We start from the raw sequence: 12,959 nt of genomic DNA on the forward strand, positions 1-12,959 counted from the left end.
TTTTTGTGGTTGTGTTGTTTTAAAGGAAGAATTCAGAATAGATTAATCTCGCCAAACTTCATTTACAATATTCCCATCTGTCCCAATTAATTGAATATGCAAAGGCATTTGTCCTGCCGCATGAGTTGAACAACTCAAACAAGGATCAAAAGCTCTGATTCCCGCCTCAACGCGGTTTAACATCCCTTCAGCAATTTCTGAACCGTGAATAAAATGTCGGGCAATTTGCGCGACTGTACGATTCATTGCTAAATTATTCTGACCTGTGGCAATTACTAAATTTACTTTCTGAAGTAACCCATTTTCATCAACTTGATAATGGTGAAATAATGTACCGCGTGGTGCTTCACTTACACCTACTCCTTCTCGTTGGTTGATGCCAGCATCAGCACGCAATTTTTTAGACATTAAATCTGGGTCATCTATTATAATTTCTATGCGTTCAATGCAAGCCAGAATTTCAATTAACCGGGCGTAGTGATAGAAAAATGATGAAGTGACAGTGCCTTGACCTCTGTCTCTAAATTCTCTCAATTCTGTATCAGCTAAAGGCGTACCAATATGACTGCAAATATTCAGGCGTGCTAGCGGCCCTACCCGATAAATACCACTATCTAAACGACAATGGTCGCTCTGGTCAGGATAACCTAAAGGGCGATAGTAAGGAGACTTTAAATAGGAATCTGGTTGAACTGCTTCACCAATAAATTCTTGATAATGAGTTGGATCAAGTTTATCGGCAATAATATTTCCCGCGCTGTCTACAAAACGAATATGTCCGTCGTAGTTCTCCCACAAACCATCAGGAGTGACTAAACCCATAAATAAACTAGGAAAATTCCCGAAAGTTTGCACTTCTCTTTGATAATCATTGAGTAAGTCTTTAAATCTACCAAGTGCATCTAATATTATGGTGCGTGCTTCTGGAATGCGGTTTTGAATATGGGTGCGTCCTTCTATCGATAAGGGTTCGCGGACACCACCAGGAACTGCCCATGATGGATGTATCTTTCGCCCTCCCAATTGTTCGATAATTTCTTGTCCAAATTGACGCAAGCGAATTCCGCCACGCGCTAATTCTGGTTCGGCTGCAATTAAGCCAAATACATTGCGTTTTTTGGGGTCGCTATCCATTCCTAATAATAAATCTGGGGCGCTGAGGTGGAAAAAACTCAGGGCGTGGGATTGGATAATTTGTCCCAAATTCATCAAACGGCGCAGTTTTTCCGCAGCTTTGGGAATTGTAACTGCAAGGATGCGATCGCCTGCCTTTGCTGATGCTAACAAATGGCTTACCGGACAAATCCCACAAATTCGCGCCGTAATTCCTGGCATTTCCCACAAAGGGCGACCCTCGCAGAACTTTTCAAAACCACGAAATTCTGTGACATGAAAACGAGCATCGCTCACTTGTCCTGTATCATCCAGATAAATACTGATTTTGGCGTGTCCTTCAATTCGGGTAACTGGGTTGATGATTACTTTTTTCATAACTATCTCAGGTCAACCACTAGTAGTTCGCTTTCGTGACTTGGCGGGGTAAAGGGAAAGGGGGAAGGGGGAAAGGGTTTAAATCCCTTACCCTTTCCCCTTTCCCCTTTCCCCAGTCCTCACTTAGCATTTTTGGGTTGGCAGACTACTAGACCAGTTGTCATAAATTCCTTTAGCTTCTGGATATTCGTCGCAGTATTCTTCAAAGGCTGTTTTCACGACTTTCTCGGCCCTTTGATGTGCGATCTCGGCTTGTAATTCCTCGATCGCATCCCAAACAACAGCACATTCTTCTGAATGGATACCTTGGCGATCGCAAATGACACGAGCTTTTTGAATTTCGTCCTGAAGTTGTTGTTCTAGCAGGAAAGTATGGGGTTGCTCAAGAAAGCTACTATTAGCTAGAATGTCAACCAGGGAAATGATACCCAGTAGTTCGCCCTGAATAACGGGCGCTCTCTGCAAATTATGGTCAGCAAATAACCGCGCTACGTATTCTAAGGCAAGTTCAGGATTGACAACGATACAAGGCTTGGTCATCACTTCATGAACACGCACACTAAAGGGATCTTTACCATAAGCAATCACTTTATATACAATATCCTTTTCAGTAATCATGCCGTAGGCATCGTGTTCATGGCGGCGATCTACAACCAGCGCTTTCCAGTCCCTTGCTCTCAAGAGTCTAACTGCTTCAGCCACTGTTGCTGAACTGTGAATTGTAGCAACATCTCTAGTCATAATGTCAGATGCTTTCAACATAATTGCTTCTAAAATTATTTTGTGATTGCCTCTCTTTCAACTTAGATAAAGAATCTGAGTAACTTGTGAAGTTAACCAAACTTGATAAATTCACGTCCTTTTAACCGTGGTTTTTCTCCCCTTAAGAGTGCCTCTAACACTGCTTTAATCTGAGTTGCTGAGGGTGGGCAACCTGGTAAATAAATATCAACTGGCACTACTGTATGCACTGGTATCACCCGATCTAGTAAGGTTGGTACAATGCCAGGCTCATAGGGAATAGTGCCGTGAATATCTGCTGCTTCGATGTAACAACGTTGCAGAACAGGTTCGGCACTACCTAAAGGATTGCGTAAAGCAGTAACATTACCAGTAACAGCACAATCACCAAAAGAGACAAGAATGTGCGATCGCTCTCTGACTATCTGAATCATTTGCAGGTGATCTTCATTAGCAATTGCACCCTCAACTAGCACCACATCTACCCCTGGAGGATATTCTTTAGCATCAGCAAAGGGACTATAAACTAAATCTACTTGTGCTGCTAAATCAATCAGCCATTCATCCAAATCGAGAAAAGACATGTGACAGCCAGAACAGCCGCCTAGCCAAACCGTTGCTAATTTTAAACGAGTCATTTTATTTTTTAAATGAATTTTGACCTTAGAGGTTGTTTGAAAAGTATTTCGCTGTGACTTTAGACACTTTTAGATCCCCCCTAACCCCCCTTAAAAAAGGGGGAACCGGAGTCAAAGTCCCCCTTTTTAAGGGGAGCCAGTGCGGTCTTGGGGGTTTCCCCCATGAGCAACTGGCGTGGATTTAGGGGGATCTAGAATGTTTTACTACCAAGAAGAGGACTTTTCAAACATCCTCTTAGCACTCAGGACTTTAATGCAATTTCTTGCCATTCCTGCACGACATATTTTGGGATTGAAATATTGATGAAGTGTTGTTTACCTACAGGTATACCAATCAACAATTCTTGAGTTGATAATTGAGGCAAAACATCCTTTAAGTCATACTGAGCGATGGTTGGTGCTGGTGCTTCATCTAGGAATATATCGGGAGCAGTTAATACTTTACCTGTATCTGTAGTAATCTTTAGGGGTAAGGGATGGGGCAATTCCTGAGAACCAGGAAATCCCACCAATCGGAGATTTATTGAAGATATTTTATTGCTATTAGAATTAACTCGCTTAAACAAAATAACTTGCCAATAATTTCCTAATTCATCATTTAATTTTTCTTGTGAGCGATAAAGGATTTCTTCTGGCGTATCTTCTAATTGCATAACAGCAGCAATTACCTGTTGAGATGTGAAGCTTGCTAAACCCAGGTATATATATATTGTTAATATTGCCAGCAATAGGAGCCACCAAAAAATTTTTAGGATGCGGCGTAACATTAGGTTTACCTCGTTGTGCTAATTTATGAACAGTAGCTAAACAAGCCATTGCTGCTTTTCTCTTGCTGTAAGTAGGAAATCAAGCTTGGCGCGATCGTGTTTCATTTCCCCGACGCTCGAACCTTTGTCAAAAAGCGCACCTGTAGGGCAAGCATTAACGCATTTGCCGCAAGAAGTACAAGTATTTGAGGTTCCCCAAGGCTGATTTAAATCAGTGATCACATGAGAATTTGTCCCTCTACCCGCCATATCCCAAGTGTGCGCTCCTTCGATTTCGTCACAAACACGGATGCAACGAGTGCAAAGAACACAACGGTTATGGTCAACGCCAAAGCGAGCGTGAGAAATATCGACTTTGCGATCGGGGAAATGATAATCTAAACGCACATGATCCATACCCATCTCAATTGCCAAGTCTTGCAATTCGCAATTACCGTTAGCTACGCAGACCGAGCAAATGTGATTACCTTCAGCAAATAGCATTTCTATAATGGTGCGACGATATTTTTGCAGGCGATCGCTATTTGTTTGGACTTCCATACCCTCAGCAACTTTTGTTACACAAGCAGGTTGGAGTTTATTACTCCCAGCAATTTCTACTAAACAAAGCCGACAAGCGCCAACATCTTCGACTCCTTGCAAGTGGCACAAAGTAGGAATGTGAATCCCTGCATCTTGCACCGCTTGGAGAATAGTTTCTTCCTCACGGGCGCTAATCAGTTTGTCGTTGACTGTTAAAGTTTTGACTGACATTGCCTCTAGCCTCAATCAGAATAAGCCTTTCGCTTCTGAAATGCCCTGAGTCTTGAATTGTAGACAAATAGTTTGAGGAACTTGTGAATAGCTTGGATAGTTTTATCATCAATTACTTTCCAAGCTATAGGAATCCGCTTTGATTTTTGTATCCCTCACGGGAGCGTAGCCATACTTACTTGCGTGGGAAGGAAAGAGGCAAGAGGGCTTTTTAAGTTGTAGGGAGTTTTTGCAAAAATCAAATATGAGTCTATGCAAAGCAGAAAGTAGCCAGAAAATTTACATATCTGCAATTATTTTGAATTGAATTAAATTAACGTGAGTTCGATGAACCTCTCCCTCCCAGCCTCCCTCTCCGAAACGGAAAGGGAGGTGCAACGAAAAATTCAGCTTTTTGCTCCCCTCTCCGTGTCGGAGAGGGGTTGGGGGAGAGGTCAAATAAGACTTGTCGAACTCACGTTAAATTATGTCCACTAAGAAATTATTTCCAGGAATTATTCATTAGCGGCACGTTCAAACACTACTGAAAGATTATTGGCTGGCATTTGGTAAATTTGTTTCAAGATGAAATGTTCTGCCCTAGCTTCTGCCACTACATCATCCAAGTTCCGCACGCCCCACTCCTGGTTTTGGGTGTGTAAATATTCGTCAAAAGCTGCATTACTCGCTGCTGTATGTTCTCCACCTTGTTTGAAGGGCCCATATAAATAGAGGATACCTCCTGCTTTTAGGATACGGCCTGCCCCTGCCATTAGCCCCAAACAGGCTGACCACGGTGAAATGTGAATCATATTAATATTGACTATCGCAACTATTGGCTCCCTATTAAGCCACTCAGTTACTTCCCCTTTCTCCACTGCCCAAACTGGCTCTCTAACATCTAGCTCAAGCGGTGGATAAACATTATCAGAGGCATTGTGTTCAGTCCATGCACTAATGCTGGCTCGTAACTCTAAATTTGCATCTGTTGGTAGCCACAGGCGAGGACTTAGCCTGGATGCAAAAAAGACTGCGTGTTCACCAGTACCACTTGCTATTTCTAAAATAGTGCCACTTTCGGGTAATACCTGCAAAAGTATTTCTAGAATTGGTTCTCGGTTGCGCTCAGTTGCTGGTGCGTATTGTCGTGCGTCTTGTGGTGTCATTCTTATCGTGATATTTTATAATTTTTCTCGCATGTGCGCTTTCCGATAGTAACAATATAGATGATCTGACCTATGCCCATTCGAATTGTAGCGACTGTCTTAAAAGTCAAGCGATCGTTAACAAAAAAACGTGGGTTGGAGCATTGACGCAACAGAGGAACGCTGCGCTAGATTCGGCGGTGTCTGGTACGGGCTAGAAGACTTATGGCTTGTAGTCTAGATAGTCAAAGCCCGCACCAGACACTCCGCTTCGCCGCCGAATCTTCCTCGGTTGCTGGATTTCTCGTGTAGGCAAAAACAGCATGAAAAATTTACCCCAGTTATAGGGGAGCATCAATGCGGATGCCGTACATTGCTGGCTCTGGGCATCAAGCAAAGTATAAAAAGGTTGACTTGTGATTAAACATTGACAATTGGTTTAAAGTTGTCAGTTAGACACCAAGGCAAATTATCTCGAACCATTGCATTTAAAATGACTAACATCTTATGAACGCAAGCAGTTAGGGCCAATTTTTTGGATTTACCACGTTCGACAAGGCGCTGATAAAAGGCTTTGATAACGGGATTATGACGCATAGCAACCACAGCACCCATATAAAGAGTCGCTCGAACATGGGCACGACCACCATTAATCATCCGCTTACCTTTGTGTTGACCACTATCATGATTGATCGGTGCAACACCAACTAAACGAGAGATTTGTTTGGCAGTTAATTGACCGAGTTCTGGTAAGTCAGAAACGAGGGTAGTAGAAATAACTTGACCAATACCAGGAGTAGTTTTGAGTAAATTGACTTTATCAATCCATTGTTGATTATTTTGCGTCAATTCCTGAATTTGTTGATTGAGCTGTTTGAGACGCTCTTCAAGATATTCAATATGAGCCTCAATATCTGCTAATGCTTTACCACGGGCACGCGCCCGACGATTTTTCTCAGCAGTCTGCATCTCGACTAACTGTCTTCTGCGACTAATTAATTCGCCCAGTTGACGCGCTGTTTCAGATTCAATTGCTAACACCTGGGGTTTCATTGCTTCCCCAAAGTGTGCCAAAATTTGTGCATCAATAGCATCAGTTTTTGCCAACCGACCTGTGGCTTTCGCAAAATCTCTTCCAAGGCGTGGATTAATTAATGCTACTGGTAAAAGTGCTGCCTGCAATTGGATAATAAGTTCTGTTTCTAATCCTCCTGTTGCTTCTAACACAATCAGATTTAAATCAAATGATTTGAGTTGTTCTACTAGATGAGATATTTCTACTTCTGTATTAGCAACTTTCAATGCTTTACCCATTGGACGGATATAAACATCGAGAGTTGCTTTACTCACATCAATGCCTACCCATTGAGAAATATTTTCCATATTTCACTCTCAACTAATTTCTGTACCCTGTTTTGAATTCATCCCCTTGATTTAACTCATCCTTGCCCGATACGGACTGTATACTTTAAATATCAGCGTTTAAAGCTTTGACCCCGGCGACTGTTCGAGTTCTGTCAAAGAGATTGTTGTAGTGACCCATGCTACGAAGCGGTCTATTATGACCAAGGTTGGGACGGTCTACTACTATTTCTAAGATACAAGGTTGGGTGGAGGCTTTGCGTAACCCAACATCCTGATATATGTTGGGTTGCGCTCCGCTCCACCCAACCTACGTCTAATGCACTATTTTGTGTAGACAGTCCACTACGTGCATTTCAAAAATAAAATACTAGTTCTATAGTGATCTTCCCGATAATAACAATATAGATGAGTTGACCTATGTCCATTACAGTAATTCTTGACAAAAAAAGTATCCATAGTTCATGTATTATCACTAGATACGTTCTTTTCGTATTGACAAAACAACTTTGACAATTACATTTTAAACCTTAAACTTACATACGTGTTTCATGGCTCGTAAAAAATCATCTCCATTACAATCAACTGAAGTAACTCCATTAGCCCTCTCTCAATTACATATCCGCTTGGAGTTTTTAGAAGCAGAACACAAATCGCTACTTAAACAGATTAAGAGAAAGCGAACGGAATTGAACAATTTTGTCGAGCAAATGCGAACTTTTGCCACAGAAATATTTCATCAAGCTAGTCCCCACGTTCAAAAAATGGCTGAGTTAGACCGAGATATTCATGCTCTATTTGATGAAATTTTTACCACTAGAAAGTTTGGGAAACAAACCATCAAAAATATAGAGGCAGTTTACCTTGAACTCCAGTTGACAGGGATTATTAGTCCAAACGCGAATCGTAAACAATTCAATACAGAGTTAAACGAACTATTTAATAATTCCGAATCCGAATCAGATTTTTCAGAGGAAGCGGCTGAAGATAGCCATCAATATTGGCAAGCACAACAGTCTGTGGAATCTCCCTCTGTAGCGAGAACAGAGGATAAGAGAAAAATTCGGGAAACATTTCTCAGATTAGCTGAAATCTTTCACCCTGATAAGACAAGAGACAGCGAGACACAGATATATCATACAGAAATCATGAAATCAATTAATAAAGCTTACCAAGAAGGAGATTTGGCAAGACTTTTAGAAATTGAGCGAATTCAGCAGGTGGGAGAAGTTATTGATCTTAATAACGAGGATGATTTAACTCGCAAATGTCGAACTATAGAACAGCAAAATCAAATTCTCGTCACTCAATATGAAAACTTGAAACTGGAACTACGTTTAGTAAAAAATACTCCAGAAGGAACTATGGTAAGTGATTCTCGTAAAGCTGCGAAAAAAGGCATTGATTCTATGTCTTTGATGCTAAAAACAATAGAATCTCAAATAAATGTTATTTCTCAAATCCGGGATTTTGTCAAGGACTTTAGAGAGCAGAAGATTACTATCAAAGAATTTCTCGGTGGGCCACCAACCCCACACTCCTTAGACGAAGAAATTATGGAAGATATTCTTGAACAGATGTTGTCAGAATTAATGAGATAGTACAGTTTAACTTAACTGACTCCGAAATTTATGAACACTAATAGTTAATAAAACAATAGCAAAACCAAGCAATGCGAGAACATTCAACCACAGCACATCTAAACCAACTCCTTTGAGTAAAATACCTCTAACAATAGTAATGTAATGACGAAGTGGATTAAGTAAAGAGAGAAATTGAAATAAAGGAGGCATGGATTCAATAGGAGATATTGCCCCAGAAGTTTGGATCATTGGTAAATTTATAAAAAAAGATGTGAGTAATACTTGTTGTTGAGAACCGCAGATAGTTGCTAGCATAATTCCTAAACTAATTCCCACAAATACATACATACTTGATAAAGCGAGAAAGAGCAGGAAACTCCCACGAAAGGGTAGGCTAAATACGACTGTTCCCAAGGTTAAAGCTAGTAGCACATCTCCCATGAGTAGGAATGCCAACGGGATAATTTTAGCTAATAAAATTTCCCAGTTGCTAGAGGGAGTCATTAACAATTGCTCTAAAGTTCCTGTATCTTTCTCGCGTACATACAGTTACTGCTGATACTAATGTACCGATTAATGTCAGGACTAAACCCATAACTCCCGGTACGAAAAACCAACTACTTGTTAGTCCAGGATTGTAAAGAAAAACGACTTCGGTTGAAACTGGCGGACTGACTTGACCCTGTACCAAACTGAAACTATATTGTTGGATAATCTGATTAACATAGTTAGCAGCAATTCCGGCTGTATTTGCATTCACTCCATCGATAAATACTTGAATTTCTGCTGATTTTTTAGCTAGTTGGCGGGGAAAATTTGGTGGAATTATTAGTCCTACATCTAGCTTACCTTCTTCTACTTGACGGCTTAAATCTTTTTCACTTGTTGGTACAGATTCTAAGTTAAAAGTATGATTGGATGTCATTGCTGAAACTAGTTCTCGACTGGCGGAGACATTGGCATAGTCAATTACACCCAGTCGTAAATTATGGACATCCGGGTTGAGTGCAAATCCGTAAAGCAATAATTGTACTGTTGGTGGCACAATTAATAAAACAATCAATTGCCTGTTTCACATAATTTGATTAATTTCTTTACACACTAATGGCCACAATGGACTATCAAATAATTGCCAAATATATTTCATATATGATTAAGAGGTTGTTTGAAAAGTGGTTGGCTGTGGTTTTAGGCACTTATTGATCCCCCCTAACCCCCCTTAAAAAAGGGGGGAACCGGAATCAAAGTCCCCCTTTTTAAGGGGGATTTAGGGGGATCTAAAACGTTTTGCTAATGACCAATGACTATTGACTAATTTGCATTCGACTTAAAAGCCGACGCGCTACGTTGAAAAATACAAATCCCAAAACTGCAAGCATGAGTAAGTCAAATCAAACTCCTGTCCATCCTGTACCACGCACAAAAGCATCACGGGTGATATCAATGTAATAACGCGCAGGAAATACGTTAGGTGTTAGTGAAAGGGGAAAAGGAATATTACTCAGGGGATAAATAAAAACAGATAGCAATAAAGATGTAATAAAACCGACAAGAGAAACAATTTGTACTGCGGAATTTTGGTTACTGCTACGTACCCCTCCAAGTAAACCAAAGGAAACACTATCTATTAAAAAGAGTAGAGTTCCTATTAATAAAGTGATCGGGTTACTAATTACGCCGATATGAAAAATTATTGACCCTAATCCCATAACTATTAAAGCTTCTGTAATCGCAATTAGCAGGTAAGCTAATCCTTTGCTAAGTAACAGTTCGGTTGCACTAATGCTAGAAGCCTAGACTTGTAAAATTGTACCTTTTTCTTTTTCACGCACCATTGCGATCGCTGTTAGCAATGAGGGAAAAATCCACAATACTACAGCATAGGCTCCTGGCACAATGTACAGCGACTCCAATCTACCAGGGTTAAACCACAAGCGGATTCGCGGTGTAATAATATTTTTATCTGGTAGTAGTCCTTGGTCTTGCATGAAAAAATTATAGCGGTTCTCAGTTGGGTGCAATATAGTAACAGCAGTGCGTGAACCATCCAATAATATCTTTTTTAGTCACAGCATTTAAGGCATTTGTAATGGCCTCATCTAGCTCTTGATAGGTTCGAGCGGCTTGCGAACGTAAAAATTCTTTCACCTTTGACCAGCAGTTTTCAATCGGTGAAAAATCTGGAGAGTAGGGAGACAAATAAACCAATTTTGCTCCCACAGATTCAATGGCTTCACGGATACCTGTAACTTTATGAGAACTGAAGTTATCCATAACAACAGTTGCACCCGGCTTCATGCTAGGAACTAAAACTTGAGTAACATAGGTTTCAAACGCCGATGCATTAGTACCACCAGTAAAAGTCATCGCAGCAATGATGCCTTCAGTTGACATCGCTCCAATCATCGTCACATTTTTTCCCCGGCCGTCAGGACAATGACCATAAGCACGACTACCTTGAGGCGAACGAGCGAAGCGTCTGGTCATAGCAATATTTACTCCAGCTTCATCGATAAATACTAAGTCTGCTAAGTTTACTTCTCCGATGATTGTCCAATACTCTGCCCTCAATTTTTGCACCCGTTCTGTATACTTTTCGCTCGCGTGTAATGTTTTTTTTTGCGTGTCAGATTCAGCTTTTGGGTGATTCTGCCCATTGAGGAACGGCTTATCTTTACTTGAGTCTGTTGTTCTAAGCGATCGCACAATTCCACCAAAGTGGCATCATTATCTGACTCTACTAATAACCCTACCAATGCCAGATGCTCATTATTGAGCTTTGAGATTTGACCTCCACCATGAGGTTTTGGCTCAACTGTCCCACTGCTACGATATCGTCTCAGTAAACTTTGAACAAAACTCAAGCTGACACTGAATCTTATTGCCAATTGTCGTTGAGAGCCTTCTTGATTGTTATATGCATTGATCACTTTTTGGCGCAGATCACAAGAGTAAGGTTTCATTCCCTAAATACTTAGACGTTAATATACTCCATTATCTCATACTGTATTTCACTCAAGCAGGAACCGCTATATATCTTTTTTCCTTCCGACTTCTGCCTTCTGCCCTCTGCCCTCTGCCTTCCCCCAACCTAGATCACCAAAAGTTGCCAAGAACCAAATTATGATTCAAAGGACACTTCAGGCAGTTGCGACTCCGGTTTCCGTAGCACTAGCCATACTGCACGACGAGGCGTGAGACAAAGTTTTTTGGGTTGAGTGACTTTTGGTAAAGACTTAACTGAATACAGTTTTCGTGGCTTGATTCCAAGGGCTGTACGGATGCGCCGCGTGTAACGCGCTACAGTATCATAACTACCTTTGTAACCCTGTTGTTGAATTTCCTCAAACAAGACTAAGCCTTCGTGACAACCTTCATTCCAGCGTTTTAGGATATATTCTTGGTATGGAACTAAAATACTTCGACCTCGGCTTCTTCGCCGAGTTGGTTCAACAAAGGTGGGAGTACGTAGATAGCGAAATACACTTGTTACACCAATCCCAACTTGACGGGCTATAGCTTTTCCACTCCAACCTTGATCATGTAGATCCCAAACTTGCTGATGAATAGCAACTCGTCTAGCACGGCTTTGTTCTGCTAATTGTAGTGCCTGTTGTTCACGGCTTGGTCGTGGTACTCGCACAACTACAGTACCGTCGGTTTGGGTTACTGATGAAAGACTGTATGAACCTATCCCACTAATAAAATTCTTTGAATCCAGATATGAATAGTAGCAAGGTCAATGATCGATCTCGTGAGACGACTTTGACACCGGGATGAGCTTTTAACCATTCTGCTAAGGTTTCAGCTTTTGCATCTTTGAGTAGAGCAATTGGTCGGCTGCGTTCCAGGTCAATTAGTGCTGTGCCGTAGGTTTTACATTTACGAAAACAAAAGTCGTCTACCCCAAGAGTATGTGGCGTTACGATTGGTGGGAGTGGGATTGAGCGGACTAAATTTAATAGTGTGTTGCGAGAAACTTTTATCCCTAATTGCTCCGAGAGTCTTACCCCTGCTGCACCACCATTAGCTAAAGCAATCGCACTTAGTCGTTGAGCTAAACGTAGAGTCCTTCGCGCCCAAGGTGCGGTTACACTGTTGAGCCTTTCGGTAAAAATGCGTCGGTTACACAAAGTATTGATGCAAAAAAACTTCCGCACCCGTAACTGTAGGGTAATGCTGTAATCAGCCCACGGTAAGTCTGCTAACTTCCGCTCGTAGTGGCTATGAATTCGGTGAGTTGGTTGATTACAAACTGGACAATTAACTACTGTTATGATTGCAGAAACAATCAACTTTATCTGAGTTTTTATTTCGTCAACAAGGCAACTCTCAAGTTTCAGGTTTGTTGAATCTGGTAAGAGGCGAGTTAGCACCGACATAGGGCTTGCTGAGGCTTATCCCTTAAATGTTTGATGGAGTGAAGTTTAAAGTATCTTAATTATATCTTTCTTCCCTCCTCCTTCTGCCCTCTGCCCTCTGCCTTCTGCCTTCTGCCTT

Annotated in this window: 16 protein-coding genes; 1 reads left to right on the forward strand and 15 read right to left on the reverse strand. The window is 41.2% G+C overall.

Annotated features, from left to right (window positions below):
- Positions 1–42 precede the first annotated feature (42 nt).
- The 7 genes from GJB62_RS02295 to GJB62_RS36905 form a co-directional block, all read right to left on the reverse strand.
- Entirely contained in the window at positions 43–1,491 is a 1,449-nt protein-coding gene (locus GJB62_RS02295; RefSeq protein WP_114084455.1) for a Ni/Fe hydrogenase subunit alpha, read from the reverse strand.
- A 123-nt stretch (positions 1,492–1,614) separates the two neighbouring features.
- Complete coding sequence (locus tag GJB62_RS02300; protein WP_114084456.1) at positions 1,615–2,253, reverse strand: CBS domain-containing protein; 639 nt, start codon at positions 2,251–2,253, stop codon at positions 1,615–1,617.
- 71 nt (positions 2,254–2,324) lie between these two features.
- Entirely contained in the window at positions 2,325–2,870 is a 546-nt protein-coding gene (locus GJB62_RS02305; RefSeq protein WP_114084457.1) for an oxidoreductase, read from the reverse strand.
- Between the two features lie 242 nt (positions 2,871–3,112).
- The gene (locus tag GJB62_RS02310; protein ID WP_114084458.1) at positions 3,113–3,637 is read right to left on the reverse strand and encodes a DUF3122 domain-containing protein; all 525 of its coding nucleotides are present in this window, start codon (positions 3,635–3,637) and stop codon (positions 3,113–3,115) included.
- Positions 3,638–3,673: 36 nt separating this feature from the next.
- A complete protein-coding gene (gene hoxU, locus GJB62_RS02315) occupies positions 3,674–4,390 on the reverse strand; it encodes a bidirectional hydrogenase complex protein HoxU (protein WP_114084459.1) in 717 nt (238 codons plus the stop codon).
- Between the two features lie 494 nt (positions 4,391–4,884).
- Entirely contained in the window at positions 4,885–5,535 is a 651-nt protein-coding gene (locus GJB62_RS02320) for a DUF938 domain-containing protein (protein ID WP_114084460.1), read from the reverse strand.
- A gap of 399 nt (positions 5,536–5,934) precedes the next feature.
- On the reverse strand, positions 5,935–6,897 hold the full coding sequence (locus GJB62_RS36905; protein WP_209271447.1) for a transposase: 963 nt from the start codon (positions 6,895–6,897) through the stop codon (positions 5,935–5,937).
- A gap of 530 nt (positions 6,898–7,427) precedes the next feature.
- Here GJB62_RS36905 and GJB62_RS02325 point away from each other — a divergent pair.
- Positions 7,428–8,477, forward strand: coding sequence for a J domain-containing protein (locus GJB62_RS02325; RefSeq protein WP_114080505.1), 1,050 nt, complete (start codon positions 7,428–7,430; stop codon positions 8,475–8,477).
- A 6-nt stretch (positions 8,478–8,483) separates the two neighbouring features.
- Here GJB62_RS02325 and GJB62_RS37310 read toward each other — a convergent pair whose 3' ends face one another.
- The 8 genes from GJB62_RS37310 to GJB62_RS02355 all read right to left on the reverse strand — a co-directional run bounded on the left by GJB62_RS37310 (position 8,484) and on the right by GJB62_RS02355 (position 12,841).
- Complete coding sequence (locus tag GJB62_RS37310; RefSeq protein WP_245246073.1) at positions 8,484–8,963, reverse strand: ABC transporter permease; 480 nt, start codon at positions 8,961–8,963, stop codon at positions 8,484–8,486.
- Entirely contained in the window at positions 8,950–9,522 is a 573-nt protein-coding gene (locus GJB62_RS37315) for an ABC transporter permease (protein WP_245246074.1), read from the reverse strand. The genes GJB62_RS37310 and GJB62_RS37315 overlap by 14 nt, the downstream gene beginning before the upstream one ends.
- Positions 9,523–9,850: 328 nt before the next feature.
- A complete protein-coding gene (locus GJB62_RS37320; protein ID WP_258551410.1) occupies positions 9,851–10,243 on the reverse strand; it encodes an ABC transporter permease in 393 nt (130 codons plus the stop codon).
- A 9-nt stretch (positions 10,244–10,252) separates the two neighbouring features.
- Positions 10,253–10,447 carry a hypothetical protein gene (locus GJB62_RS37325; protein WP_245246075.1) on the reverse strand — a complete coding sequence of 65 codons (195 nt, stop codon included), beginning with the start codon at positions 10,445–10,447 and terminating at the stop codon, positions 10,253–10,255.
- A gap of 19 nt (positions 10,448–10,466) precedes the next feature.
- The gene (locus tag GJB62_RS02340) at positions 10,467–11,039 is read right to left on the reverse strand and encodes an IS630 family transposase (protein WP_159402435.1); all 573 of its coding nucleotides are present in this window, start codon (positions 11,037–11,039) and stop codon (positions 10,467–10,469) included.
- Complete coding sequence (locus GJB62_RS02345; RefSeq protein ID WP_245246076.1) at positions 11,027–11,422, reverse strand: transposase; 396 nt, start codon at positions 11,420–11,422, stop codon at positions 11,027–11,029. Before GJB62_RS02345 ends, GJB62_RS02340 begins: the two co-directional genes overlap by 13 nt.
- A 158-nt stretch (positions 11,423–11,580) precedes the next feature.
- Complete coding sequence (locus tag GJB62_RS02350; protein ID WP_159402436.1) at positions 11,581–12,102, reverse strand: helix-turn-helix domain-containing protein; 522 nt, start codon at positions 12,100–12,102, stop codon at positions 11,581–11,583.
- 55 nt (positions 12,103–12,157) lie between these two features.
- Positions 12,158–12,841: a transposase family protein gene (locus tag GJB62_RS02355; protein ID WP_114080507.1), complete on the reverse strand. Its 684-nt coding sequence runs from the start codon at positions 12,839–12,841 to the stop codon at positions 12,158–12,160.
- Positions 12,842–12,959: the final 118 nt, after the last annotated feature.

This window comes from Nostoc sp. ATCC 53789 (genome assembly GCF_009873495.1).
GTDB classification, from domain to species: Bacteria; Cyanobacteriota; Cyanobacteriia; order Cyanobacteriales; family Nostocaceae; genus Nostoc; species Nostoc muscorum_A.